This is a genomic window from Bradyrhizobium barranii subsp. apii, from assembly GCF_011516635.5.
GTDB lineage: Bacteria > Pseudomonadota > Alphaproteobacteria > Rhizobiales > Xanthobacteraceae > Bradyrhizobium > Bradyrhizobium barranii.
Genome location: NZ_CP096255.1, coordinates 8,485,296 through 8,512,275 on the forward strand (window position 1 = coordinate 8,485,296; position 26,980 = coordinate 8,512,275).

Genomic DNA, 26,980 nt, shown 5'->3' on the forward strand with positions numbered 1-26,980 from the left:
GTTAAGAATCCGAATTGAGCGGGATGGGACATGTGAACGTGCGCCATATCCGGATCAGGAACAGGTCCAAGAAATCTCTCAGCCAGGCGAGGATGCGGCGGAAGTTGTGGCCTACGGCGGAGAGGACGACGTTGGCGGCGTCTCCTGCGCGGCCTTTGAGGTAGCAGCGCCCGAGGTGACCTTCGGCCTTCAGGTGTCCGATGATGGGCTCGATGGCGGATCGGCGGCGCAACTCGCGCTTGATGATCCCGAAGACGCCGCGCTTCTGGCCGGAGATGAAGACGCGACGTGGATTTTGAGCGTCGTGGCCGCGATACCCCTTGTCGACATAGGCCCGCTCGATCGGACAGCCGGTGAGTGCCTCGGTGCGGTCGATGACGTCGCGCAGGGTGTGACCGTCATACGGATTATCGGGCAGCGCCCTGACGTGTAGCACGAACAGACCGCCGGGAGCTCGGCGGTTGTTGGTGACGATGGAAGCCTTGACGCCGAACTCGTACGGCGCGGAGGCCTTGCCCTTGCCGATGCACTCCACCTCCGGGGCATGGAAAGAATAAAGCTTCCAGCCGCGTTGGCGCTGCTGCTGCGAGCGGATCTGGCTGGCCCGGCCAAGCGGAAGGGCGAACGCCTCCTCCAGGGCTGGCTGGCCGTCGATCTTGCGGCGGATATCGCGGATGATCCGGCCGAGCCTTGAGCGCAGGATACGCAACTGCCGCTGATGCCGCCTGAATTGTTTGGCATGGGCGTAGCGGCCCGCCATCATCGCGGCGGCCTTGGCGATCCGAGAATAGGACTGCCGCAGCCTGACGCCGTGCCTTCTCGCCAGGCGATTGAGCCCCTTGATGGCCGCATGCAGCAGCTTGGCGTCGGTCGGAAAGGTGATGGCCTTTGGCTGCACCGTGGTATCGACCGTGACCCGCTTGAGGTCCTGGCCGCGTAACGCGCCGGCCTCGTGCGCCACCCGCAGGCTCTCGGCCAGCAGCAGTTCCAGCTTGTCGCCGAGCCGCTTGCGCCAATGGCTCAGGTCCGATCGCTCGTGCGGGAAGGCGTGCTGGAAGAACTCTTCGCCGGTGAAGTACTGGAAATACGGGTCGTGGACCCAGCGCTCGCAAATCCCCTCATCGGACAGCCCGTAAATCTGCTTGAGCAACAGCAGCCCGATCATGAAGCGGGTCTCGATCCCCGGCCGGCCGTTCTCGCTGTAGAGCGGCGCGATCTCGCCGTCGATCCAGTCCCAATCGATCTTGCCGGCCAACAGAACCAGCTCGTGCTTCAGATTGATGATCTGGTCCAGCCGCGCCCGGAACAGGTCGTTCGATCCCGTCGTCTTGTGCTTCTTCGGTCGCATCGTCCCCTCCGATGCAACACAGAATCATGGTCCGCTGCGAAAGGGAATCTGGAGGGTTCTGTGAGGTCGCGCTCACGCGAGGGCGCGGCAGGCGCTTATGACGCGACCTCATTGAAGCCGGATTGAACGAAGGCGCGGGAGGCTATTCGCGGTTTTGCAGCTATGGGGATTGTTCGAGATCGCCATGCCCGATCTGCTGGCTCGGCGCGTGAGGCAGAGACACAGGAGTGCGCATCCTGGAAGAGTTGAGATCAGACGCGCTTCGCCTGAGATCGCGATAGGCCTTTTGCTGCATCGGACGGTTGTTGTCGCGCAGTGTGACAGCACGGATTCGACATCGTCCGCGATGATCGAGACGCTGGGAGCGAAATGACGAATGATGATCGTCGTGCACGACATGACTTGGCTCACGATGTGTCGCATCGGAACGGTGATGTTCGAGGGCTGGGGCGTCTGAAGCTATGTCGAAAGCGCTCAATGATGCGCATGACGCCACCACAATCGGGACAGGCAGGAACCTCGGCCCAGGTTTGAGCCTCCGAATCCACAGGCGACGGCTGGCCATCGTTTGGGGCTGTTCGCTCATGATCGAGAAGTTCGCGGCAAAGGGCGAGCTTGGCAGCGCGATGGCGGTTGGCCATGAAGCCGAAGTGGCGGATGCGGTGGAAGCCGTCAGGCGGCGTATGAAGCAGGAAACGGCGAATGAACTCATCGGGCTTGAGATTCATGATCTTTGTCGCGCTGTTTTGGCGATAGTCCTTCCATGAGAAGGCGACATGATCGTCGTCGAGTGCGACGAGCCGGCTGTTGGCGATCGCGACGCGATGGGTGTAGCGGCCGAGATAGGCCAGGACCTGTGCGGGTCCGCCGAAGGGCCGCTTGGCGTAAACAACCCAGTTGATGCGTCGCATGGCGTCGAGGTGGGCCGCAAAGGCAGCCGGCTCGGCCAGAGCTCCGAGATCGCCGAAGAAACGCAAGGCACCGGAGTTGAAGGCTGCCGACAGACGTTTGAGAAAAAGTGTGCGAAATAGTCTGGACAACGGTTTGACGGCCAGGAAGAAGTTCGGTCGGCAAGCGGTCCAGCGCGCGCCATCGGGCGAGAGGCCGCCACCCGGAACGACGCAATGGACGTGGGGATGATGCATCAGCGTCTGTCCCCAGGTGTGGAGGACGGCGACGCCGCCGATCGCACCGCCGAGCCGGCGTGGATTGGCGGCGAGCGTCGTCATCGCCTCGGCGGCAGCCTTGAACAGGATGGCATAGACGACGGCCTTGTTCTGGAAAGCGATCGCGGCGATCGGTGCGGGAAGTGTAAAGACGACGTGGAAATAGGGAACCGGAAGCAGGTCGGCTTGACGCGCGGCGAGCCACGCGGCTCGGGCTCTCCCCTGACACTTCGGACAGTGCCGATTGCGGCAGGAATTATAGGCAACGCGTGTCGTGCCGCAGTCGTCGCAAGCCTGCATGTGGCCGCCGAGCGCCTCGGTCCGGCACGCAACGATCGCGCTCATCACGCGCCGCTCGACCCGCCCCAGATGACCGGCATGTACACGGCGATAGGCGTCGCCATGCCGGCGCAGAATATCGGCAATCTCGATGGCGGGCCTGTTGGAGCGGATGTCGGAGCGGGTCATGACCCGCATCCCGCTGCGGGTCATCCAGGTGGCGTCACCTCCAGCGACAGGCGATCGAGCGGGCTCTGCGTCGCTCGGATCGTATCGGTGGCGACCTGCGTGTAGCGCGCTGTCGACGACAAATTATTGTGCCCGAGCAAGACCTGGATGATCCGGATATCGGTTCCGTTCTCGAGAAGATGTGTCGCGAAGCTGTGGCGCAGCGTGTGCAGCGTGACGCGCTTGGTCAGGCCCGCAGCCTTCACCGCCGACCGGCAGGCGGCATGCAGCACGGTCTGATCGATCGGATGATCTTCGTCACGACCAGGGAACAGATAAAGCCGCGGCCGGGCGAGCCGCCAGTAGGTGCGCAGGATGCCCAGCAGCTGGGGCGACAGCATCACGTTGCGATCCTTCGCGCCCTTGCCGTGGCGCACCTGGATGACGCCGCGGGCGCTGTCGATGTCTTCGATCCGCAGTCCCGCAACCTCCGAGGCCCTGAGCCCGGCCGCATAGGCGGTGGTGAGCGCGGCGCGGCTCTTCAGGCTCGATACCGCTTCAAGAAACTGAACCACTTCGTCGGCGCTGAGAACGACCGGCAGCTTGCGCGGTTCTCGCGCATAGGGAATGCGCTCTGGGATGAGCGCCTCGCCGAGCGTGACGCCGTAGAAAAACCGTAGCGCACAGACGATCTGGTTCAGCGCCGGCCATGAGATGCCGGTCGAGACCAAATGCACCTGGAAGGCGCGGACGTCTTCCAGCTCTAACCGGTCAGGCGATCGGCCAAAATAGCGGCTGAACTTCGAAACCGCGCTGATGTAGGATCTTTGCGTCGCCGGCGACAGATTGCGGACGGTCATGTCTTCGATCATGCGGCGGCGAAGAGGGCTCAAATGTAAGCGTAGCTCTGCGGCCCTTTTGAATGGCGCTTGACGCCTATTTTGTTCGCGTGGCGCGTCGCCGCGGCTTCCTTGTGTCGGACAACGCGTTGACGGCGGCTTCGAGTGCCTTCCGGTCGACGACGTTGGGATCGAACCGCTCCGGGCCCCAGAGGCGCATGTGTCCGTGCTCGGGATGGGCGGGGTCGCTGATGGCGGCGAGGTATTCGGCATAGCCTGGCGCACCGCCGACGTCTTCCGGAGGACAACGACCGGCGGCCTCGAGCAGGAAGGGAAGCCCCTCCGTCGTGGTGTTCTCGAACCATTTTTCGAGCTTGATCACATGGTCCCAGCTGTCGCCGAAGTCATAGAGATAGTGGATCGTCTTGGCGCCGGTCTCGCGAACGATATCGCACAGCCGCGCTTTGCGGGCATCCATGGGCTGGTGACCGTAATCATTGTCGGGGTCGGGAATCCCCCAATGTGCCTCACCAGCAAAGAACTCGAAGAGGTGACTGTTCGTCCAGCCGAATGCCTCCTGAAGCGTCAGATGCAGCCGATCAAGGCGCAGGGTGACGGGTACGACAAGGCGACGCATCACCTCCGGCTTCACATCCTTGAGGGTCACCTTGATCCGGACCGCGGTCGTGTTCAGGCTCATGCCGCCAGCCTCGGATCGCGTGTATGCATCGTATAGGTCGACGCCCAGGGAAGCAGTTCGTCCAGTCGCGCTGCAGGCCAACCATTGACGAGCTTGGCGAGAACGTCAGCGAGCCAGTGCTCGGCACTGACGCCATTGAGCTTACAGGTCTCAATGAGCGAAGCCAGCAATGCCCAATTCCCGGCGCCTTCGTCGCAACCGGCAAAAAGAGAGTTCTTGGCGTTGAGCTTGATCGGTCGCATCGCACGCTCGACAGCATTCGTGTCCATTTCGATGCGCCCATCATCAAGATAGAGCGTCAGGCCGTCCCAATGACGTAGTGCATAGCGCAAAGCCTTCGCCGTGTCGCTCTTCTGCGCAAGGTGATCGAGCTTGGCCTCAAACCACTGCTTCAAGGCTGCAACCAGAGGCCGGGTATGCGCTTGTCGGCCAGCACGGCGCTCGTCCGCAGATCGGCCGCGGAGGGCCTTCTCGACCGCGTAAAGCTGGGCGATGCGCTCAAGAGCCTCGCGGGCAACCGGAGCTGGCGCAGGCGCAGCCTCCCGCTCGATCTTCACAAACTGGCGCCGCAGATGCGACCAGCAGAAGGCGAGCGTCCCGGACAGGGCGTCCGCACGCGTCTCTCGGGTCATGGTCTTGTAAGCCTGATAGCCGTCGCAGTGGATGATGCCGCGATAGCCCTCCAGCAGCCGCAAGCCATGAACGGCGCCGCGGCCCGGTGCATAGGCATAGACTACCCCAGGCGGATCAGGTCCGGCCCAAGGCCTGTCATCGCGTGACAGCGCCCAGAAGTAGCCGGTTTTTGTTCTGCCGCGCCCCGGATCCAGCACCGGCGCCGGGGTCTCATCGACACAGAGCTTCGAGGAGGCGAGCAGAAGCTGGCGCAGACGATGCCACACGGGCTTCAATTCCTGGGCGGCATAGCCGACCCAGAAGGCGAGCGTGGAACGATCCAGCGCTATTCCGTGCGTCGCCAGCATCTGCGCCTGGCGGTAAAGCGGCAAATGCCAGTGATACTTGGCATCGATCACATGCGCGACCAGCCGCTCGGTGGGCAATCCTCCCCTGATCAATCGCTCGGGAGCCGCGTGCTGCAGGACGACGCCATGACAGGCGCGGCAGGCCAGCTTGGGACGGCGGGTGATGATGACGCGATACTGCGCCGGAACGACGTCGAGCCTCTGGCTCTCATCCTGACCAATCTCGAAGAGGTTGCCCTTACAAGACGGGCAGCAGCTCTCGGCCGGCATCATAGTCTCGATGACGCGCGGCAAATGCTCCGGCAGCTGACCACGGTTGGCTCTGCGCGCGGCAGCTCTCTTCTCGCCTGTTTTGGGATTGGCACGATTCTCGGCGGCTTCGAGAGCCGCAACGGCCTGATCGATATCCTCCAGAACAAGCTGCAGCTGATCAGCGTCCAGCTTTTCCGAGGACCGACCGAACTGCGCATCTTTCGCAAGCTTGAGCAACCGCTCGAGCCGGGCGCAGCGATCCAGCAGAGCCGCGGCAAAGGCACGCAACTCGGCTGGATCGCTCGGTAGCTCATCAGGCAAATCACTCATTGGCCCGAGCTTGCCATGCTTCGCGTCACGATGCAGCGATGATTTGCATTTTTACGCAAGCGCTTTCGGCTGCGGGATCCGAGGCGCGTGCATGCGCGTCCAATCCATGCCGGCCAGCAGTGCTGACAGCTGGGCCCCATTCATCCGCATCACACCGGCCACGATGGGTGGCCATTTGAAGCCGCTGCCATCGAGCCGCTTCCAGTACATCACAAGGCCGCTGCCATCCCAGACGACGATCTTCACCCGATCGGCGCGCTTCGCACGGAACACCACCGCCACGCCCTTCATCGGGTCATGGCCCAGCGTATCCTTCGCCAGCAGCGCCAAGCCCTCTGCACCCTTCCTGAAGTCCACAGGTTGCGTCGCCACGTAGATCATGAGGCTCGCCGGCATCGTCAGCATGAACGTGTCCATCGCAGCGCAATGAACACATCGCTCAACGCAGCAAGGCCAGGCGCCCCGCGCACCTCCACGCGCGCGCCCTGGAACTCAACCGTAACAATGGCTGCTTCCGGCGAACCGGAGGGCTCTGCGGCCGCAGGCAACGCTAATTCCGACACCACCGGCACGAACGACAGCGTGTCCGCCGACGCCGGCAATACCAACTGGCCCAAACGCGCCCGGCGCCGCCAATCATGCACCTGCTGGGGCCGGCAGCCATGGCGACGAGCGACGTCTGTTACAACCGCCCCCGGTTCGAGGCTTTCCGCCGCAATCTGCGCCTTCAAATCATCCGGCCAGCGCTTTCGACCTGCGCCAGCGAACACTTCAATACGCGGTGACAACGGTCGTCTTATGTCGTCAGAATGGTCGTCCATTGTGAGCACCCTTCCAGAAGATGACTCTTCTAACGGTGCTCTCAAGACTCCGCACAAACAATCAGACGGGCCTCGGCGCTACGCTTACGCTCAAATCGGCCATCTCGATACTCCTGTCTGAGGGGGTGGGCTCCAACACCCACATCCTCTCAGCCAGGAGGCGATCTATGCCACCTTGCCCCCTACGCCGCGGCAGCGGCTTCGTTGAATCCACAATCGAATTTGCAGGCTTTGGCGGTCTTTACCTCCCAATCCCTGCAATCTCAAACCGTCTCAAATCCGAAAAACAGACTCTCGCTCAATCGCTTAGAGCCTTGTTCACGGACGACGGAGTAGTGTACGACGAGATTGACGCGTGATCGCGCGCCAATCTCCGCCGTCGTCCCGGACAAGCGAAGCGCAGATCCGGGACCCATACCCACAGGGCGGGATTTGGCGAAGATTCGGTGTGGGAGCTGTGCCCCACACTACTCCCTGGGGGTTATGGGTCCCCGCCCCCGTGCGCAATTGCGCACTAGGCGGGGACGACGGCGAGTGTGTGGCAACGCTTTCAGCCCAACCAAAACTTCGGCGTGGGCTTCCCTCACCCACGCCGATGCGTATCGTCACGTAATCGCGATCGGACATCCGTTGCTTCCCGTCGCGCCCTTGATGGGCGCCGGGGTGAACGAATAGACGAACTGATACTTCTTCTCGGCGATCAGATCGTCGAAGATCAGGTTCTCGTGGTTGTGGATGCCGTGCTTGGTCTGCAGCTCGGCGTGGACCACGAAAGCGAGCGACTTGTCGGGATTGGGCACCACCTCGACCGCCCAGGTGTCGGCGCCGGTCAGCGCAAGATCCTTTTCGACCACCCACTTCGCAGCATCGAGGCCGATGCCCGGCTCGCCGCTGTTGAAGCGATCGTTGTTCTTCATCCAGAGCGAGCCCCAGCCGGTGTGGAACATGATCGCGTCGCCAGGCTTGATGTCGCTCTCGGGGATGTTCTGCTTCGCCAGCGCCGCCTTGATGTCAGCCGAGGTGATCTCCTGCCCCGCATCCATCATGCCGCCCTTGAGCGCGACCATGTCGAGCAGATGCGCGCGGGTGAAGATCGGCTTAAGCTTCTCGACGCCAAGCTTCTTGAGCCCGTATGCGTCGCTAATTTCTGCGGCTGTGAAGCCATTGTAGAATCGCATCTCGCTCTTGTCGCCGTCCTTGCCCATCTGGATGCCGATATGGCCGAGGCCGTCGAACTGCGTACCGGTCTGGCCGATCTCGGTGGCCAGGAATTCGTCGTGATAGACCATCTTATTGTCACCGAACGGGCCGCCGGTCGGGCTGCCCGGAATGCGCAGTGCGAATATACGCGCACCAAACAGCGGCATGGCGGCTTCGTAGACGCGGCCGATCTTGTAGATCTTGCCGTCCTTAATCCATTTCGCCGCGTCGAGGACCTTCGCCGGGGTCATGTGGTTGGATGCGCCGGACTCGTCATCCTTACCCCATTTCGATGGCCACCAGGGCTTGTCGGTGCCCTTGGGCATGGAGGTTGCAGTCTGCGCCTGGGCCTCACTGATCGGTGCAAGCGCGAACTTGCCGTGCATCGAGCCGGCGAGCGCGGCTCCAGCAACGCCGGCGATGCCTGCGGTGCGGAGCAGGGTCCGGCGATCCGTCGTGGAGCCGCCGCCGTCTTGATCTACGTTATTGATCTCGTTAGACATTCCACCCTCCCAGGTTGTGGTCAGAACAATGTCTGACTCTAAAATTGTTTCCGCTAGCCTCCTCCTCCGCTACGCTGTTGTCCAGCGACAAAAATAAGACGGCCGACGCGAGAGCTTCCCATGGGCCTGTTCGAAAGCGATAAATCCGCGCAGCGACTTCCGGTCTCGCTGATCACCGGCTTTCTCGGCAGCGGCAAGACCACGCTGCTGAATCGCCTGCTGCGCCACGACGACATGAAGGACAGCGCCGTCATCATCAACGAGTACGGCGAAGTCAGCCTCGACCATCTCCTGGTCGAACGCGTCGACGGCGAAGTCGCCGTGCTTGCGAGCGGATGCATCTGCTGCACCATCCGCAGCGACCTGGAGCAGACGCTGCGAGACCTTCTGGTGAAGCGGGACCGCGGCGAGATTCCGCCGTTCCGCCGTATCCTGGTCGAGACCACCGGGCTCGCCGACCCCGCGCCGATCGTGCAGCTCCTGCTCAACAATCCGCTCGTCTCGCACTTCCTGCGGCTCGACACGGTCGTGACCACGGTCGATGCGGTCAACGCGCCGCATCAGCTAGACCGGCAGTATGAGGCGGTGAAACAGGTAGCGTTGGCCGACCGGCTGTTGATCACCAAGAGTGACCTGGTCGAGGACATCGCGGCGCTTGAGCTGCGTCTGCGGCGGCTCAATCCCGGCGCCAGAATCGAAAACGTCAGTCACGGCGAGATCGATCCCGCGCAGCTATTCGGCGCCGGCCTGATCGATCCCGAGCTGAAAAGGATAGACGTTGAGCGCTGGCTCAACGAGCGGGCCTTCGCGGAACCAGATGCGCACGCCGGCCGTGCGCATCACGATCATCACGCGCACCATGATCATGGCCATCATGATCACGATGCGTCGATCGCGAGCTTCATGCTGGCGTTCGACGAGCCGCTCGACTGGATGGCCGTGACGCACTGGCTTGCGCATTTACGCAACGCGCGCGGCCAGGATCTGCTGCGGGTGAAGGGGATTCTCAATCTCCGTGACGAACCGGCGCCGATCGTGATCCATGGCGTGCATCACGTCTTCCATCCGCCGGTGGCGCTCAGCGGCTGGCCCGACAGCGATCGCCGCTCGCGCATCGTGTTCATCACACGCGGCATCGCGCGTGCGGACGTGCTTGAGCTCTGGCAGGCGGTCCTCGCGGCAGCGTGAGGCGCGTCGAAATGAGCGACGCTGCCGAACCCTCCCCTGGAGGGGGAGGGTCGCTGTGCATGCAGCGAAGCGGAATGCGCAGCGGGGTGGGGTGACAGTCTCTCCACCTCGAACAGTGCCCGTGGGGAGAGATCACCCCACCCCGCTCGCGCTGCGCGCGATCGACCATCCCCCTCCAGGGGAGGGTGGCAGCGTGAATGCCGCGCTGTCCGTCAGCTCAACCAGAACTTCGGCGTCGCCGGCTCCAGCCGGCCGCCGACGCGCACCGGCGCAATCTTTAGCGCAAGGCCCGTGGCATCATCCGTCTCGACCGCCACGCCGCTGAGCGTCGCCACGCCCGCGGCCGGCTCGAACCGGCCTGACGGAATCCCCGACGTGAAGCGCCGCAGCGGTTCTTCCTTCTGCATGCCGATGATGGAATCGTAATCGCCGGTCATGCCGGCGTCGGTCATGTAGGCCGTGCCGCCCGACAGGATCTGGTGGTCGGCGGTCGGCACATGGGTGTGGGTGCCGACGACGAGGCTGGCGCGGCCGTCGCAGAAGAAGCCGATGCCCTGCTTCTCGCTGGTCGCCTCGCAATGGAAGTCGACGACGATGGCGTCGGCGGCAACGCCGAGCGGACAGGCGCCAAGCTCGCGCTCGAGCGCGGCAAAGGGATCGTCGAACGGGGTCATGAAGACGCGGCCGAGCGCGTTGACGACGAGCGCATGCTTGCCGTTCTTGGTCTCCACCAGCGCGGCGCCGCGGCCGGGCGTGCCGCGCGGGTAGTTCGTCGGCCGCACCAGGCGCTCGGCGCGCTCGATGAACACCAGGGCTTCTCGCTGGTCCCAGGAGTGATTGCCGAGCGTCACCGCATCGGCCCCGGCATCGAGAAACTCCTGATAGATCGCTTCCGTGATGCCGAAGCCGCCGGCGGAATTCTCACCGTTGACGACGACGAAATCGAGCGACCAGTCCTTGACCATGCCGGGCAGATATTCGGCGATGGCGTTGCGGCCGCTACGGCCGACGACATCACCCACGAAGAGAATGCGCAACTTCAGAACTCCGGAAATCGAACACGTCCGATTCCGTTAGCACATAATCCAGCGCGACGTCGTGCGATAGTGCCGGAACCGCCTTGATCTCCTGGGCTGCAAAAGCAAGCCCGATGCCGACGATCTGCTTGGTCTTGCGCAGATGCGCGAAGGTGTGGTCGTAGTGCCCCGCGCCATAGCCGATGCGATGGCCGAGACGGTCGAAGGCCGCGAGCGGCGTCAGCATGATGTCGGGGATGACTTCGGCCGCGGCCGGCGACGGCTCGGGAATGCCGAGCGGGCCGAGCATCAGGCGGTCGTTCGGATGGAAGATGCGGAAGATCAGCGACTGGCCGCGGGCGGTGACGCAGGGCAGCGCGAGCCTTGCGCCCGCCTCGGCGAGTGCCTTCATCAGCGGCAGCGGATCGATCTCGCTGCGGATCGGGGAATAGCCGGAGACTATGCTGCCGGGCAGCAGCGGGAACGGCAGCCCGCGCTTGGCGAGCTTTGCGGCGGCGGCGGTGCGCTTCTTCTCGCTCAGCGCATCGCGCGCCGCGAGGGCTTTGGCACGGAGTTCGGCTTTCGAATTGGACATGCGCTTTGGTCCCCCACGTCATCACCCACCTTGTGCGCCCTTGCGCACCGGGGCGGGTGATCCAGTATTCCAGAGGCGGTGGTGATTCACACAGAGGCCGCGGCGTACTGAATGCCCCGGGCGAGCCGGAGCACGACATCTACCGAACTGGCCGCAGTTGCTTCGACAAGCACAAACCAAGCAAACAAAAGTGCGAAGCCGCGAACGCCGTTGAAGCACTCGATCCCGGAGTTCCCTACGAAAGTAGGTGGGCACCATATGTCCGAGCCCACGGGCCCGGCCAGGGACAGTTCCCTAAAGGATCGATAAGGCCCCGGGGATATATGGCTCCTGACGCACGTCGCAGCCTCGCCCGCGCAATGTAACAACGATACTGACGAACCGCCAGCCCAACGGGCGGTCCGCCCAAAATCAGCCGATCGCGATGCCGTTGCCCACCGTCCGGTTCAGGACCTGGGTCGACTTCTCGATGCGCTCGGCGGCGGCGTTGAGCGCATTCACCACGGCGGTCTGGGTCATCCGGGCGCGCTCGACGGCGGCATTGCGGAAATCCCTGAGCTCAGTCAGCTCCTGCTCCATGGTGCGGACGCGGTTGCCAACGTCGACCAGTTCGTCGCAGACGGTCAGCGCCGCCATCACGGTGAGCCTGGCATCACCGATCTCGCCGAATTTTCCGCGCAGCGACTGAATCCGCGTCTCCAGGCTTTCGGCGAGCTTGAGCAGCCGCACCTCCTGGCCCTCCTCGCAGGCCATGCGGTATTGCCGGCCGTTGATGGTGACGTTGATGTGGCTCATCCGTCCTCTCCGGTATCGAGCACCGAGCGTATCGTGACGATTGCGGAATCCAGCCGATCGGAGATTTCGCGATTGGTGCGCTCGAGCTTGCGCGCCTTCACCAGCGCGCCGTCGAGCTCATCGGCAAGCCGCGAGCGATCCGCGCCCAGTGCCTGGATTCGCGCCGCGAGCTCGTTCTCGTCGCGATCGGCATCGCGCCGCCGCTCCACCGCGCTTTCGAGCGCGTCGAGCGCCGCCATGAGTCTGCGGGTCGCGATCTCGATCTCGACGGCCGAGGACTCCGTCATGGCAGAGCTGTTGGAAACGCGATCGTTCATGCAGTCAGCGGCGGAACCTGTGGCCTTGCCCGTGGGGCTTGCCGTCCGGCAAAAGACTCGGTTCGGCAAACGGTTAGAAGCAGAAATTTACGTGGCAAGCTAGCGGAGCGCAACGCCGCCGCGAAACTATGCACTGCTAAGCAACTTTTACGGCCAAACCGACGTTTGATTGCCTTGGACTCCCGGAACCGAGGTGCTATCCCAGCCCAACCTTCCGTGGCCGCCAGGCTCCCCCCACGCGGCCCGCACCACCGCCAAGCGCCTCATTTCAGACGGATTTCAGACATGACGCAAGTCGACCACAACCGCATGGCCAACGCGATTCGTGGCCTCTCGATGGACGCTGTCGAGAAGGCGAAATCGGGCCATCCCGGCCTGCCGATGGGCGCCGCCGACGTCGCCACGGTGCTGTTCACGCAATTCCTGAAATTCGACGCCGCAGTCACCGACTGGCCCGACCGCGACCGCTTCGTGCTCTCGGCCGGCCACGGCTCGATGCTGCTCTATTCGCTGCTGTATCTGACCGGCAATGCCGGCATGACGCTGGATCAGCTCAAGCAGTTCCGCCAGCTCGGCGGCTTGACCCCGGGCCATCCCGAGAACTTCCACACCAAGGGCATCGAGACCACCACCGGTCCGCTCGGCCAGGGCATCTCGACCGCGGTCGGCATGGCGCTCGCCGAGAAGATGCTGGCCGCCGAATTCGGCAAGAAGATCGTCGACCACCACACCTACGTGCTCGCCTCCGACGGCGACCTGATGGAAGGCGTGTCGCAGGAAGCGATCGCGATGGCCGGGCACTGGAAGCTCGGCAAGCTGATCGTGCTCTACGACGACAACGGCATCTCGATCGACGGGCCGACCTCGATCTCCGATTCCGTCGACCAGGTGAAGCGCTTCAAGTCCGCGGGCTGGGCCGCCGAAAAGATCGACGGCCATGACCAGGCCGCCATCGCCGCTGCGATCACCCGCGCGCAAAAATCCAACAAGCCGACGCTGATCGCCTGCCGCACCACCATCGGCTTCGGCGCGCCGCACAAGGCCGGCACCGCGAAGGCGCATGGCGAGGCGCTCGGCGCCGACGAGCTCAAGGCCGCCAAGGAAAATCTCGGCATCTCGCTCGAGCCGTTCTCGGTGCCGGATGACGTGCTTAAGGCCTGGCGCGCAGCCGGCAGCCGCGGCGCGGCGGCACGACAGGAATGGGAAGGACGGCTCGGCGAGCTCGGCAGCCGCAAGCGCGCCGAGTTCGAGCGCCGTCTGCGTCACGAGCGTCCGGCCTCGCTCGCGAAGGCCGTGCGCGCGTACAAGAAGGAGCTGCTGGAAAAGCCGATGACCGCGGCGACCCGCAAATCCTCGGAAGCGGTGATCGAAGTCATTGCCGGCGCGATGCCGATGGAATTCCTCGCCGGCTCCGCCGATCTCACCGGCTCCAACAACAACAAGGCGAAGTCGGCGACCGCCTTCTCCGCCAAGACACTCAAGGGCCGCTTCATCCATTACGGCATCCGCGAGCACGGCATGGCGGCCGCGATGAACGGCATCTTCCTGCATGGCGGCTTCGCGCCGAACGGCGCGACCTTCCTGGTGTTCACCGACTATGCGCGTCCCGCGATGCGCCTTGCCGCGTTGATGGGCGCCGGCGTCGTCTACGTGATGACGCACGATTCCATCGGCCTCGGCGAAGACGGCCCGACCCACCAGCCGGTCGAGCATCTCGCGGCACTTCGCGCCATCCCGAACATGCGCGTGTTCCGCCCCGCCGACTCCATCGAGGTCGCCGAGTGCTGGGAGCTTGCGCTCAATCGTATCGACGGCCCGACCGTGCTGGCGCTGACACGTCAGAACCTGCCGCAGCTCCGCACCAATGCGCCGAACGACATTCCCTGCGCAGCCGGCGCCTACGAGCTGGTCGCCGCCCAGGGCGAAGCCAAGGCAACGCTGTTCGCTTCCGGCTCCGAGGTCGAGATCGCGGTCGCCGCCCAGAAGCAGCTCGCCGAGCGCGGCATCGCGTCACGGGTGGTCTCGGTGCCCTCGCTCGAGCTTTTGTTAGCGCAACCAGAAGCCAAGCGTGCCGAGATCATCGGCAACGCGCCGGTGAAGGTCGCGATCGAGGCCGCAGTGCGCTGGGGCTGGGATGCCGTGATCGGCCAGGATGGCGATTTTATCGGCATGCATTCGTTCGGCGCGAGCGCGCCGGCGAAGGATCTTTACAAGCATTTCGGCATTACCGCCGAGGCTGCGGTTAACGCTGTGCTGAAGCGCGTTAGCTGAGAGTTGAGCTTGCCAAAAAAAAGGACTACGTAGTCTCTCATATGATCAAGCATCGCCCGGCCGAACCGGGCGTCCGCCCTAAAAAACCCTCGCAGGCGCGTTGTGCGGGATGATCGGGGTTATCGAACACGTCATTGAACGGTCATAAGGAGATGAAACATGGCAGTCCGCGTCGGAATTAACGGTTTTGGCCGCATCGGCCGCAACATCCTGCGGGCTATCGCCGAGTCCGGCCGCAAGGACATCGAGGTCGTCGGCATCAACGACCTCGGCCCGGTCGAGACCAACGCGCATCTCCTTCGCTTCGACAGCGTCCATGGCCGCTTCCCCGGCACCGTGACCGTCGATGGCGACTCCATCAACCTCGGCGGCGGCAAGATCAAGGTGACCGCCGAGCGCGATCCCTCGAAACTGCCCTGGAAGGATCTCGGCGTCGACATCGCGATGGAATGCACCGGCATCTTCACCGCGAAGGACAAGGCGTCCGCGCATCTCACCGCCGGCGCCAAGCGCGTTCTCGTTTCCGCGCCCGCCGACGGCGCCGACGCCACCATCGTCTACGGCGTCAACCACGACACGCTGACCAAGGATCACCTGGTCGTCTCCAACGGCTCCTGCACCACCAACTGCCTCGCGCCGGTCGCCAAGGTGCTGAACGACCTGGTCGGCATCGAGACCGGCTTCATGACCACGATCCACGCCTACACCGGCGACCAGCCGACGCTGGACACGCTACACAAGGATCTCTACCGCGGCCGTGCGGCGGCGATGTCGATGATCCCGACCTCGACCGGCGCGGCGAAGGCAATCGGCCTCGTGCTCCCGGAACTCAAGGGCAAGCTCGACGGCGTCTCGATCCGCGTGCCGTCCCCGAACGTCTCGGTCATCGACCTCAAGATCGTCGCCAAGCGCGCCACCGACGCCAAGGAAATCAACGCGGCGATGAAGCGGGCCTCCGAGCAGCAGCTCAAGGGCATTCTCGGCTATACTAATCAGCCGAACGTCTCGATCGACTTCAACCACGATCCGCACTCCTCGACCTTCCACGAGGACCAGACCAAGGTGCAGAACGGCACGCTGGTGCGCGTGATGTCCTGGTACGACAACGAGTGGGGCTTCTCGAACCGCATGGCGGACACCGCCGTCGCGTTCGCGAAGGTGATCTAACTCCGCTCTCGTGTCCCGGACGCGATGCAGCGTGAAACGCTGCGTCGCAGATCCGGGACCCATGTCCCTCCAGCGTAGGTCCCGGTTCTGCATAGCGGCACTCCGCGCAGCTATGCGCCCGGGACAAGAGAGTGTCCGATGACCAACAAATTCCGCACCCTCGACGACGTCGATGTGAAGGGCAAGCGCGTGCTGCTGCGCGTCGATCTCAACGTGCCCATGGACAACGGGCGCGTCAGCGACGCGACCCGGCTCGAGCGCGTTGCGCCGACCATCACTGAAATCTCGGACAAGGGCGGCAAGGTCATCCTGCTCGCGCATTTCGGCCGGCCGAAGGGACGCGACCCCAAGGAGTCGCTCAAGCCGGTTGCCGAAGCGCTGTCGAAGGTCGTGAACAGGCCCGTCGCCTTCGCCGACGACTGCGTCGGCGAGCCCGCGGCCACGGCCGTGGCTGCGTTGAAGGATGGTGACATCCTGTGCCTGGAAAATACCCGCTTCCACAAGGAAGAGGAAAAGAACGATCCCGCCTTCGTCGCGGAATTGGCAAAACTCGGCGACATCTGGGTCAATGACGCCTTCTCGGCCGCGCACCGCGCCCATGCCACGACCGAAGGCCTCGGCCACAAGCTGCCGGCCTATGCCGGCCGCACCATGCAGGCCGAGCTCGTCGCGCTGGAGAAGGCGCTGGGCTCGCCGACCAAGCCCGTCATCGCGATCATCGGCGGCGCCAAGGTCTCGACCAAGATCGACCTGCTCGAAAACCTCGTGACCAAGGTCGACGCGCTCGTGATCGGCGGCGGCATGGCCAACACCTTCCTGCACGCCCAGGGCGTTGGGATCGGCAAGTCGCTGGCCGAGAAGGATCTCGCCGCGACGGCGATCCGCATCATGGAGAAGGCGGAAGCCGCCAATTGCGCGATCATCCTGCCGGTCGACGCCACCGTCGCCTATCATTTCGCGGCAAACGCGCCCTCGCATGCCTACGGGCTCGATGCGATCCCGGCCGACGGCATGATCCTCGACGTCGGCCCGCAGTCGATCGCGCGCGTCCACGCCGCGATCGACGACGCGGCCACGCTGGTCTGGAACGGACCGCTCGGCGCCTTCGAGATGCAGCCGTTCGACCGCGGAACCGTGTCGGCCGCCAAGCATGCCGCCGAGCGCACCAAGGCCAAGAAGCTGATCTCGATCGCGGGCGGCGGCGACACGGTCGCGGCCCTCAACCAGGCCCATGTGGCCGGTCAATTCACCTATGTCTCGACCGCCGGTGGCGCATTTCTTGAATGGATGGAAGGCAAGCCCCTTCCCGGCGTCGAAGTTCTGCGCACCAAGTAATCAGTCGGCCTTTTAAGTCGGCCTTGCAGGCCCAAACCGGAGAAAAAGACAGATGGCTCGGATCACGTTACGTCAATTGCTCGACCATGCAGCGGAGAACGATTACGGCGTACCGGCCTTCAACATCAACAACATGGAGCAGGCGCTGGCGATCATGGACGCGGCCAACACGGTCGACGCGCCCGTCATCATCCAGGCCTCGCGCGGCGCGCGCTCCTACGCCAACGACATCATGCTCAAGCACATGATGGACGCGGTGACCGAGATCTATCCGCACATTCCGGTCTGCGTGCATCTCGACCACGGCAACGAGGCTGCGACCTGCATGACCGCGATCCAGGCCGGCTTCACCTCCGTCATGATGGACGGCTCGCTCAAGGCCGACGGCAAGAGCCCAGCCGACTGGACCTACAATGTCGGTGTCACCAAGACCGTGACCGACATGGCCCATCTCGGCGGCATCTCGGTCGAGGGTGAGCTCGGCGTGCTCGGCTCGCTCGAAACAGGCATGGGCGACAAGGAAGACGGCCACGGCGCCGAAGGCAAGCTGAGCCACGACCAGCTCCTGACCAATCCGGACGAGGCCGTGAAGTTCGTCCAGGAGACCAAGGTGGACGCGCTCGCGATCGCGATGGGCACCTCGCATGGCGCCTACAAATTCACCCGCAAGCCGGATGGCGACATCCTGGCCATGAAGGTGATCGAGGAGATCCACCGCAAGCTGCCGAACACGCATCTCGTGATGCACGGCTCCTCGTCGGTGCCGCAGGACCTCCAGGACATCATCAACGAGTTCGGCGGCAAGATGAAGCCGACCTGGGGCGTTCCGGTCGCCGAGATCCAGCGCGGCATCAAGAACGGCGTGCGCAAGATCAACATCGACACCGACAACCGCATGGCCATGACCGGCCAGATCCGCAAGGTGTTCAAGGAGCACCCGGAAGAGTTCGACCCGCGCAAGTACCTGAAGCCGGCGATGGAAGCCATGACCAAGTTGTGCAAGCAGCGGCTCCAGGAGTTCAATACCGCAGGCCAGGCCTCCAAGTTCAAGAAGGTCCTGACCCCCGCCGAGATGGCCAAGCGCTACGCCAAGGGCGAGCTCGATCCGAAGGTGGCGTAAGGCCTTCAGCCACATCCTCCCGTCATTCCGGGACACGCGAAGCGTGGGCTATGATGCGCAATTGCGCATCTGAGAATCCATAACCACAGCCTGGGGTTATGGATTCCGGGCCTGCGCCTTTCGGCGTATCCCGGAATGACAGAGGGCCCCCCTTTACCCTGCGACGAACGTTAACTCGGCAATTGCCCGAGAACGGTCTATTTTCACAGGCAAGGGCAGAATCGTTTTGGGAGGACCTCTCGATGAATCTGACTGAGCTCAACAGGATCGCGACCGCCATGGTCGCGCCCGGCAAGGGCATCCTTGCCGCCGACGAATCCTCCGGCACCATCAAGAAGCGCTTTGACGCGATCGGGGTGGAATCGACGGAAGGCAACCGCCGCGACTATCGCGAGATGCTGTTCCGCTCCAGGGAGGCCATGAGCCAGTGCATCTCCGGCGTGATCCTCTATGACGAGACGATCTGGCAGGATGCGAAGGACGGCACGCCACTGGTCAAGCTGATCGAGCAGAGCGGCGCTATCCCCGGCATCAAGGTCGACGAGGGCACGCAAGCCCTGCCGATGTGCCCGGGCGAGCTCGTCACCGTCGGGCTCGACAAGCTCGCAGAACGCCTGAAGAAATATTACGAGCGCGGCGCGCGCTTCGCCAAATGGCGCGCCGTGATCGATATCGGCAGCGGCATTCCGTCGATGACCGCGACCGGCGTCAACGCCCATGCGCTGGCCCGCTACGCGGCGCTGTGCCAGGCCGCGCAGATCGTGCCGATCGTCGAGCCTGAGGTGCTGATGGACGGCGATCACGACATCGACCGCTGCTATGAAGTGACGACCCGCGTGCTCAACAAGACCTTCCAGGAATTGCGCGTGCAGCGCGTCGCGCTCGAAGGCATGGTGCTGAAGCCGAACATGGCGATCTCTGGCAAGAAGTGCGCGAAGCAGGCTCCCGTCGAGGAGGTCGCGGAGAAGACAATTCGGCTGCTGAAGGCCTGCGTGCCCGCGGCCGTGCCCGGTATCGCCTTCCTCTCCGGCGGCCAGTCGGACGAAGAGGCGACCGCGCATCTCAACGCCATGCACAAGCTCGGGCCGCTGCCCTGGGGCCTGACCTTCTCCTACGGCCGCGCGCTGCAGGCCGCGCCGCAGAAGGCCTGGTCCGGCAAGGCCGAGAATGTCGCAGCCGGCCAAAGTGCATTCAGCCATCGCGCCCGGATGAATGGTCTGGCGTCCAAGGGCGAATGGCAAAGCAGCCTGGAAAAGAAAGCAGCCTAGATCTTGTCGAACAAATCGCCTCCGCCGCGCCCGGCGCCGCGTCTCTATCTCGCGACGCCTGCCGTCGATGATCCCGCTGCGTTCGTCGCCGAGCTGCCGGGCCTGCTCGCTGCCGCCGACGTCGCGGCCGTGCTGCTGCGGCTGAAGGAGACCGACCAGCGCACCATGATCACGCTCATCAAGGCGCTGGCCCCGCCGGTCCAGAAGGCGGGCGCCGCGCTGCTCGTTGAAGGTCATGCCGAACTGGTCGCACGTGGCGGCGCCGACGGCGCGCACCTACCCGGCATCGCGGCGCTGAAAGAGGCGCTGCCATCGCTCAAGCCCGATCGCATCGCCGGCGTCGGCGGGCTGACGACGCGGCACCATTCCATGGATGCGGGCGAGATAGGCGCGGACTACGTGCTGTTCGGCGAACCTGATGCAAAGGGCCAACGCCCGTCGTCCCAGGCGATCGCCGAGCGGCTGGACTGGTGGGCCGAGCTGTTCGAGCCGCCCTGCGTCGGCTTTGCCACCTCGCTCGAAGAGGCGCACGACTTCGCCGCCAGCGGCGCCGATTTCGTGCTGGTCGGCGATTTCGTCTGGTCCGATCCGCGCGGTCCCAAGGCCGCGCTGATCGAGGTCGACGCTGAGATCAAGAAGGCCCATGCGGCTGCGCTTGCGGGTCAGGAGCACGGCTAGCGCCCGACATGAAGCTCCCGCGCATCACCATCCTGGCCACGCTGCTGCTGACGGCGCCCGCGGCCGCGCAGCTCCAGATCACGCCGCCGGTGGCCACGCCGAGCGCTGTGCCTGAGAAACAAAAGCCCAAGCCGCCTCCGGCCGCCAAGAAGAAGGAGGCCGCGCCGGCGCCAAAACCTTCGGCCTCGCCCAAGCCGGCCGCCTCGCCCAAGCCGGCGCTGCCCGCAACCGTGATCCCCGCACCGGCAACCGACAATCCCAATGTCGATCTGGTGTTCGGCGCCTATCAGCGCGGCCAGTACAAGACGGCGTTCGATCTTGCCACCGCCCGCGCAGAAGCGGGCGATCCCAAGGCGATGACCATGCTCGGCGAGCTCTATTCCAACGCCATGGGCATCCGCCGCGACTACGCCAAGGCGCTGGAATGGTACAAGCGCGCCTCCGATGCCGGCGACCGCGAGGCGATGTTCGCGCTCGCCATGCTGCGAATTTCCGGCCGCGGCGGCTCGGTCGACAAGAGCGAGGCGGTGAAGCTGATGGCTTCCGCCGCCAAGCTCGGCGAGCCCAAGGCGGCCTATAACCTCGCGCTGCTTTACCTCGACGGCCAGACCCTGCCGCAGGACGTCAAGCGGTCCGCCGAGCTGCTGCGTCAGGCCGCCGACGCCGGCCTGCCCGAGGCGCAATACGCGCTGGCGACCTTCTACAAGGAAGGCACCGGCGTGCCGAAGGACCCGGAACGCGCGGTGCGGCTGCTCCAGGCGGCTTCACTGGCGGACAATGTCGATGCCGAGGTCGAATATGCCATCGCCATGTTCAACGGCACCGGCACGGTGAAGAACCAGCCGGCCGCCGTCGCGTTGCTCCGCAAGGCCTCCCGCCAGGGCAGCGCGATCGCGCAGAACCGCCTGGCCTGGGTGCTGATCAACGGCATGGGCACGTCCGTGGACAAGGTCGACGGCTTTAAATGGCACCTGGTGGCGAAAACCTCCGGCAAGGGCGATCCGGAGCTCGACAAGCAATTGTCCGACCTGCCGGCCGAGGACCGGGGCAAGGCCGAGGCCGCCGCCAGAAAATGGCTCGGGACCAAATGACTTGACGCAAAGGCCCTCGCAGGGCACCCCATCCTTCAAACAGGCGCGATTTCGCGCCATTTCCCCCGATCAAGACCAGAGCACATGCTGTATTCCGCCACTATCAACGTCATGGTCAAAGCCGCGCGCCGCGCCGGCCGCAGCCTCAAGCGCGATCTCGGCGAGATCGAGCATCTCCAGGTCTCGCTGAAGGGGCCGGCCAATTTCGTCTCACTGGCCGACAAGCGCGCCGAGGAGATCCTCTATCAGGACCTCGCCAAGGCCCGCCCCGGCTACGGCTTCATCGGCGAGGAAGGCGGCACCCGCGAAGGCAGCGACAAGAGCCACACCTGGATCGTCGACCCGCTCGACGGCACCACCAACTTCCTGCACGGCATCCCGCAATTCGCGATCTCGATCGGCCTCGTGCGCGAGGGCACGATCATTGCGGGCGTGATCTACAACCCCGCCAATGACGAGCTCTACATCGCCGAGCGCGGCAAGGGCGCCTTCCTCAACGACCAGCGACTGCGCGTGGCCGGCCGCCGCCAGCTCAACGAATGCGTGGTGGCCTGCGGCCTGCCCCATATCGGCCGCGGCGACCACGAGGAATTCCGCCGCGAGATGACCGCGATCCAGGACCGCGTCGCGGGCCTGCGCCGTTTCGGCGCCGCCTCGCTCGACCTGGCCTTCGTCGCCGCCGGCCGCCTCGACGGCTACTGGGAGCGCAATCTGCAATCCTGGGACATCGCCGCCGGCATGATCATGGTGCGCGAGGCCGGTGGCACGGTGAGCGACATCGCAACGCCGGGTGACGCGCTGGTGACCGGGCATGTCGTGTGCGGAAATGAGTTCGTGCACGGGGAGCTGGTGAAGATTTTGCGGAAGTAGGCTTAGGGCGCCCCCTACGCTTCACACTCCGCCGTCATCACCCGCCTTGTGCGCACTTGCGCACTGGAGCGGGTGATCCAGTATTCCAGAGACGTTTGTTGGATACGGAAGGGCCGCGGCGTACTGGATGCCCCGCCTGCGCGGGGCATGACAGCTCGCCTTATGGCTTCACCGGCGCGGGCGGCCCATACGTCTCGCCTTCCTTCGCTGCCTTCGGCTCCCGGTCGCCCGCGAGCACGCGCTGCACCGAGACGAAGAACACCGGCACCATCAGCAGCGCCAGGATCACCACCGCGATCATGCCGCCCATCACGATGCTGCCGAGCGCTTGCTGGCTGGCGCCGCCTGCGCCGTGTGCGATCGCCATCGGCAGCACGCCGCAGATGAAGGCAAGGCCGGTCATCAGGATCGGGCGGAAGCGCAGGCGGCATGCTTCGATGGTCGCTTCCACCAGCGGCTTGCCTTCTTTCCGCAGATCCTTGGCGAACTCGATGATCAGGATCGCGTCCTTTGCCGCGAGGCCGATGATCGTGATCAGGCCGACGGTGAAATAGACGTCGTTGGGCAGGCCGCGCAGCATCGCCGCGGCCACCGCGCCGACGATGCCGAGCGGCACCGTGAGCAGCACCGCGAGCGGAACGGTCCAGCTCTCGTAGAGCGCGGCAAGACACAGGAACACCACGAACACCGACAGCGCCAGCAGGAACGGCGCCTGCGAGCCCGACAGTTTTTCCTGGAGCGACTGTCCGGTCCATTCATAGCCGAAGCCGCGCGGCAATTTGCCGGCAAGCCGCTCCATCTCGGCGATCGCGTCGCCCGAGGTGAAGCCGGGTTTCGCCTCGCCGGAGATGCGCACTGCGGGATAATAATTGAAGCCCGCGATCTGCGTCGGGCCGCGCGCCCATTCGACCGTGGCGAAAGAGGAGAACGGCACGAGCTGGCCACGGCTGTTCTTGACGTTGTAGTTGAGGATGTCCTCGGTCCGCATGCGGTCGCGGGCATCCGCCTGCACCACGACGCGCTGCATGCGGCCGCGGTTCGGGAAGTCGTTGATGTAGTTCGAGCCGAGATTGGTCGAGATCGTGTTGTTGATGTCCTCGAAGGTGACGCCGAAGGCGCCGGCCTTCTCGCGGTCGATCACGAGATTGACCACGCCGGCCTCGGGCAGGCCCTCGATATAGACCTTCTGCAGCACGGAACTGGCATTGGCCTCCGCGATCAGCTGATCGGCGGCGCGCATCAATGCCGGATAGCCTTTCTGGCCGCGGTCCTGAAGGCGGAACGAGAAGCCCGAGGAGTTGCCGAGATTGTCGATCGGCGGCGGCTGGAGCGCGGAGATCTTTGCATCGCGGATCGACGACGACAGATCGCGGTTGATGTCGTTGACGATCGCAGCGGCAGAGTCCTTCGGCCCGCGCTCCGACCAGTCCTTCAGCGTGATGAAGGCCTGCGCGGTGTTCATGCCCTGACCGGAGAAGCTGAAGCCGGTGAGGAAGGTGACATCCTTCACACCCGGCCGCTCGGCGAGATATTTCTCGACCTTCTCGATGACGGCCTCGGTGCGGGGATACGACGAATCCGACGGCGTCTGCACGTCGGTGGTGACGAAGCCCTGGTCGTCGATCGGCAGGAAGCCGCCGGGCAGGCTGACGAAGGCCCAGGAGAGACCAACCAGCAGCGCGACATAGACCAGCATCAGGCGGCCGGTCCGCTTCAGCGAGAAGCCGACGGTGCGGGAATAGCCCTCCTTGCCGCCTTCGAGCATGCGGTTGAACCAGCCGAACACGCCCCGCTTCGCATGGCCGTGGCCGGCCGCGACGGGCTTCAGAATCGTCGCGCACAGCGCCGGCGTCAGCGACAGCGCGAGGAAGGCGGAGAAGCCGATCGCAGCGACCATGGTCACCGAGAACTGGCGGTAGATGATGCCGACCGAGCCGGGGAAGAACGCCATCGGCACGAACACCGCCATCAGCACCAGCGTGATGCCGATGATGGCGCCCGATATCTGCGCCATCGCCTTCCGCGTCGCTTCCTTCGGCGGCAGGCCTTCCTCGGACATGATGCGCTCGACGTTCTCGACCACGACGATGGCGTCGTCGACGAGGATGCCGACCGCGAGCACCATGCCGAACATCGAGAGCATGTTGATGGAATAGCCGGCGAGCAGCAGCGTGGTACACGCGCCCAGCAACGCCACGGGCACCACGATGGTCGGGATGATGGTGTAGCGGATGTTCTGCAGGAACAGGAACATCACCACGAATACCAGCACCACGGCTTCGACCAGCGTCGTCAGCACCTTCTTGATCGAGGCCTCGACCACGGGCGTGATGTTGTAGGGGATCTCGTAGGAGATGTTGGCCGGGAAGAAGCGCGACAGCTCCTTCATCTTCTCCTCGACCGCGCTCGCGGTCGCCAGCGCGTTGCCGGTCGGCGACATCAGCACGGAGAGGCCCGCGGTCGGCTTGCCGTTCAGGCGCGTGTTGAACTGATAGCTGAGGCCGCCGACCTCGATGCGTGCGACGTCGCGCAACCGCACGGTCGAACCGTCGGCATTGGCGCGCAGGATGATGGAACCGAATTCGTCCGGGGACGAGAGCTGGCCCTTGACCAGCACCAGCGAGGAGGTGCGCTGGCTCGAGGTCGACGGCTCGGCGCCGATGCTGCCCGAAGCGACCTGTGCGTTCTGCGCGGCGATCGCCTTGTTGACGTCGTCGGCGGTCAGCCCGTAGCCGACCAGCTTTGCCGGATCGACCCAGACGCGCAAGCTGCGTTCGGTCGAATAGAGCGTGGCGCGGCCGACGCCGGGGATGCGGCGGATCTCGCCGAGCACGTTGCGGATCATGAAGTCGCCGAGGCCGACTTCGTCGAGGCTGCCGTCGGTCGAGTTCAGCGTGATGATCTGCAGCACGGCGCTCGAGGCTTCCTCGATCAGGATGCCCTGCTGGATCACCGCGCGCGGCAGGCGCGCTTCGACGCGCTTGATGCGGTTCTGCACCTCGACGGAGGCGGCGCTGGTATCGGTGCCCGGCTGGAAATTGGCGATGATCTCGACCTGGCCGAGCGAGTCGCTGGTCGATTCGAAATTGAGGATGCCGGAGGCGCCGTTGAGCTCCTCCTCGATCAGCCGCGTGACGCTGTTGTAGAGGTTTTCGGGCGAGGCGCCGGGATAGCTGGTCGAGATCGAGATCGAGGGCGGCGCGATGATCGGATATTGCGCGATCGGCAGCAGCGGGACCGCAATCGCGCCGATCAAGCAGATGAACAGCGCGACCACCCAGGCGAAGATCGGCCTGTCGATGAAGAAACTCGCCATGGCGCGTTACCGCGTCAGCTTCTGGGCGTGCCGATTGTCCGCGGTGGCGTCCGCTTCCGACCAGGATTGCGGCTTCACCTTGTCGCCGGCGGCGAACTTCTGGAAGCCTTCGACCACGACCTTGTCGCCGGCCTTCAGGCCCTCGGTCACGAACCAGAGTCCGTCCTGCACCGACCCCGTGCGCACCGGCTGCACGGCGATGTGGTTGTCGTCCTTGACGACGAACACCTCGCTGCCGCCGCCGCCATTACGCTGGATCGCCTGCTGCGGCACCGCGATCGCGTCGCTGTCGAGACCCTGGTCGATCCGGACGCGGACATACATACCCGGCAGCAGCTCGCGCTTGGGATTACGGAATTCGCCGCGCAAGGTCACCTGGCCGGTATGAGCGTCGACCTTGGCATCCGAGAACAGCAGCTTGCCATCGAGCGAATAAAGGGTGTTGTCGTCGAGCACGAGGCGCACCTTGGCGGCATCGGCCGCGATGCGCTCGAGGTCGCCGCTCTCGAAGGCGCGGCGGAGCTGGTTGAGCTCGGTCACCGACTGGGTGAAGTCGGCATAGATCGGATCGAGCTGCTGGATGCTGGCGAGGTTGGTCTCGTTCTGCACCGCGAGCGCACCCTCGCTGACCAGCGCCGCACCGACGACGCCGTCGATCGGCGCGCGCACGGTGGCATAGTCGAGATTGAGTTTGGCGCGCGCGAGTTCCGCCTTGCGGCCTTCGACCTCGGCATGGGCCTGACGCTCGGCCGCGATCGCCTTCTCGTTCTCGGCTTCCGGGGCAGCGCGATCCTTGGTGAGGGTGGCGATGCGGTGCGCCTGCTGCCTCGCCTGCATCAGCCCGGCCTCGGCCTTGGCGACGGCGGCCTCGGTGGCCATCACCTCGACCTCGAACGGACGCGGATCGATGCGATAGAGCGCATCGCCGGCCTTCACCTCGCTGCCCTGGCGGAACAGGCGCTCGACCACGATGCCGGAGATCCGCGGCCGCACGTCGGAGACGCGCGTCGGCGCGATGCGGCCCGGCAGCTCGCGCACCACGGCGCGCGGCTGCGGCTTGACGATGACGATGCTGACGTCAGGGTCGGCGGGCTGGGCAGCGGACACCGCAGAGACGGATTCGTCGCAGCCCGCGAGCAGCGGCGTAAGGGCCGCGAGCATCATTGCAACGCATGCCGATCGCGCGCGAAGTCCTGACATGAAGTTAAGTGCCCCGATGTTGTTGAAACTGAAATCACGCTCCGCGCGAGCCCGTTCTGGGCGATTCCATGCGGCTGATGCCGTCAAGATAGAAGGTACTTGCTGCGACGCAACGCATTGCGCGGGCGGCTCAATGCCACATGACCTATCATGCTGAGTTCAGGGCG

General features: G+C 64.6%; 23 protein-coding genes and 1 other RNA gene. 9 read left to right on the forward strand and 15 right to left on the reverse strand.

All coding sequences use genetic code 11. The annotated features are described in order from the left end of the window. Position 1: 1 nt before the first annotated feature. From HAP41_RS40700 to HAP41_RS40735, 8 genes are all read right to left on the reverse strand, one after another. Positions 2-1,348, reverse strand: coding sequence for an IS5 family transposase (locus HAP41_RS40700; RefSeq protein WP_166053956.1), 1,347 nt, complete (start codon positions 1,346-1,348; stop codon positions 2-4). Positions 1,349-1,755: 407 nt separating this feature from the next. Beyond that, a complete protein-coding gene (locus HAP41_RS40705; RefSeq protein ID WP_166053869.1) occupies positions 1,756-2,982 on the reverse strand; it encodes an IS91 family transposase in 1,227 nt (408 codons plus the stop codon). 20 nt (positions 2,983-3,002) lie between these two features. Further along, on the reverse strand, positions 3,003-3,821 hold the full coding sequence (locus HAP41_RS40710; protein ID WP_321576658.1) for a tyrosine-type recombinase/integrase: 819 nt from the start codon (positions 3,819-3,821) through the stop codon (positions 3,003-3,005). Between the two features lie 76 nt (positions 3,822-3,897). Beyond that, the gene (locus HAP41_RS40715) at positions 3,898-4,500 is read right to left on the reverse strand and encodes a plasmid pRiA4b ORF-3 family protein (RefSeq protein WP_166055583.1); all 603 of its coding nucleotides are present in this window, start codon (positions 4,498-4,500) and stop codon (positions 3,898-3,900) included. Next, positions 4,497-6,062, reverse strand: a complete 1,566-nt coding sequence (gene tnpC / locus HAP41_RS40720; RefSeq protein WP_166055670.1) for an IS66 family transposase — start codon at positions 6,060-6,062, stop codon at positions 4,497-4,499. The genes HAP41_RS40715 and tnpC overlap by 4 nt, the downstream gene beginning before the upstream one ends. 51 nt (positions 6,063-6,113) lie before the next feature. Continuing rightward, positions 6,114-6,467, reverse strand: a complete 354-nt coding sequence (gene tnpB / locus HAP41_RS40725; protein ID WP_166065968.1) for an IS66 family insertion sequence element accessory protein TnpB — start codon at positions 6,465-6,467, stop codon at positions 6,114-6,116. Next, complete coding sequence (gene tnpA, locus HAP41_RS40730; protein WP_166079858.1) at positions 6,461-6,883, reverse strand: IS66-like element accessory protein TnpA; 423 nt, start codon at positions 6,881-6,883, stop codon at positions 6,461-6,463. The genes tnpB and tnpA overlap by 7 nt, the downstream gene beginning before the upstream one ends. A gap of 605 nt (positions 6,884-7,488) precedes the next feature. Next, positions 7,489-8,586: a cyclase family protein gene (locus tag HAP41_RS40735; protein ID WP_071916648.1), complete on the reverse strand. Its 1,098-nt coding sequence runs from the start codon at positions 8,584-8,586 to the stop codon at positions 7,489-7,491. A gap of 120 nt (positions 8,587-8,706) precedes the next feature. Here HAP41_RS40735 and HAP41_RS40740 point away from each other — a divergent pair, with 120 nt between their 5' ends. Next, positions 8,707-9,774 carry a CobW family GTP-binding protein gene (locus tag HAP41_RS40740; protein ID WP_166079839.1) on the forward strand — a complete coding sequence of 356 codons (1,068 nt, stop codon included), beginning with the start codon at positions 8,707-8,709 and terminating at the stop codon, positions 9,772-9,774. Between the two features lie 212 nt (positions 9,775-9,986). On the opposite strand, the gene HAP41_RS40745 is transcribed toward HAP41_RS40740, so the two are convergent. The 5 genes from HAP41_RS40745 to HAP41_RS40765 form a co-directional block, all read right to left on the reverse strand. Then, the gene (locus HAP41_RS40745) at positions 9,987-10,811 is read right to left on the reverse strand and encodes a TIGR00282 family metallophosphoesterase (RefSeq protein ID WP_028150900.1); all 825 of its coding nucleotides are present in this window, start codon (positions 10,809-10,811) and stop codon (positions 9,987-9,989) included. Further along, complete coding sequence (locus HAP41_RS40750; RefSeq protein ID WP_166079786.1) at positions 10,789-11,385, reverse strand: 5-formyltetrahydrofolate cyclo-ligase; 597 nt, start codon at positions 11,383-11,385, stop codon at positions 10,789-10,791. The genes HAP41_RS40745 and HAP41_RS40750 overlap by 23 nt, the downstream gene beginning before the upstream one ends. Positions 11,386-11,576: 191 nt before the next feature. After that, positions 11,577-11,737, reverse strand: a non-coding RNA gene (gene ssrS / locus HAP41_RS40755) — 6S RNA. A 59-nt stretch (positions 11,738-11,796) separates the two neighbouring features. Next, a complete protein-coding gene (locus HAP41_RS40760; protein ID WP_028150902.1) occupies positions 11,797-12,180 on the reverse strand; it encodes a cell division protein ZapA in 384 nt (127 codons plus the stop codon). Then, entirely contained in the window at positions 12,177-12,497 is a 321-nt protein-coding gene (locus HAP41_RS40765) for a DUF4164 domain-containing protein (protein WP_020608063.1), read from the reverse strand. The genes HAP41_RS40760 and HAP41_RS40765 overlap by 4 nt, the downstream gene beginning before the upstream one ends. A 285-nt stretch (positions 12,498-12,782) precedes the next feature. On the opposite strand from HAP41_RS40765, the gene tkt reads away from it, so the two are divergent. The 8 genes from tkt (at position 12,783) to HAP41_RS40805 (ending at position 22,297) form a co-directional block, all read left to right on the forward strand. Beyond that, entirely contained in the window at positions 12,783-14,768 is a 1,986-nt protein-coding gene (gene tkt / locus HAP41_RS40770) for a transketolase (protein ID WP_166079724.1), read from the forward strand. Between the two features lie 159 nt (positions 14,769-14,927). After that, the gene (gap, locus tag HAP41_RS40775) at positions 14,928-15,935 is read left to right on the forward strand and encodes a type I glyceraldehyde-3-phosphate dehydrogenase (protein WP_085401784.1); all 1,008 of its coding nucleotides are present in this window, start codon (positions 14,928-14,930) and stop codon (positions 15,933-15,935) included. Positions 15,936-16,073: 138 nt separating this feature from the next. Next, on the forward strand, positions 16,074-17,270 hold the full coding sequence (locus tag HAP41_RS40780; RefSeq protein WP_063981025.1) for a phosphoglycerate kinase: 1,197 nt from the start codon (positions 16,074-16,076) through the stop codon (positions 17,268-17,270). A 52-nt stretch (positions 17,271-17,322) separates the two neighbouring features. Beyond that, positions 17,323-18,390: a class II fructose-bisphosphate aldolase gene (gene fba / locus HAP41_RS40785; protein WP_071916654.1), complete on the forward strand. Its 1,068-nt coding sequence runs from the start codon at positions 17,323-17,325 to the stop codon at positions 18,388-18,390. 242 nt (positions 18,391-18,632) lie between these two features. After that, on the forward strand, positions 18,633-19,658 hold the full coding sequence (locus HAP41_RS40790) for a class I fructose-bisphosphate aldolase (protein WP_166079682.1): 1,026 nt from the start codon (positions 18,633-18,635) through the stop codon (positions 19,656-19,658). A 3-nt stretch (positions 19,659-19,661) separates the two neighbouring features. Then, positions 19,662-20,336, forward strand: a complete 675-nt coding sequence (locus HAP41_RS40795) for a thiamine phosphate synthase (RefSeq protein WP_166079650.1) — start codon at positions 19,662-19,664, stop codon at positions 20,334-20,336. An 8-nt stretch (positions 20,337-20,344) separates the two neighbouring features. Next, positions 20,345-21,427, forward strand: coding sequence for a tetratricopeptide repeat protein (locus tag HAP41_RS40800; RefSeq protein WP_166079606.1), 1,083 nt, complete (start codon positions 20,345-20,347; stop codon positions 21,425-21,427). A gap of 84 nt (positions 21,428-21,511) precedes the next feature. Further along, positions 21,512-22,297, forward strand: coding sequence for an inositol monophosphatase family protein (locus HAP41_RS40805; RefSeq protein ID WP_028150910.1), 786 nt, complete (start codon positions 21,512-21,514; stop codon positions 22,295-22,297). A gap of 160 nt (positions 22,298-22,457) precedes the next feature. Here HAP41_RS40805 and HAP41_RS40810 read toward each other — a convergent pair whose 3' ends face one another. Both HAP41_RS40810 and HAP41_RS40815 read right to left on the reverse strand, forming a co-directional pair. After that, positions 22,458-25,613 carry a multidrug efflux RND transporter permease subunit gene (locus tag HAP41_RS40810; protein WP_166079581.1) on the reverse strand — a complete coding sequence of 1,052 codons (3,156 nt, stop codon included), beginning with the start codon at positions 25,611-25,613 and terminating at the stop codon, positions 22,458-22,460. 6 nt (positions 25,614-25,619) lie between these two features. Then, positions 25,620-26,813: an efflux RND transporter periplasmic adaptor subunit gene (locus HAP41_RS40815; RefSeq protein WP_094184113.1), complete on the reverse strand. Its 1,194-nt coding sequence runs from the start codon at positions 26,811-26,813 to the stop codon at positions 25,620-25,622. Positions 26,814-26,980: the final 167 nt, after the last annotated feature.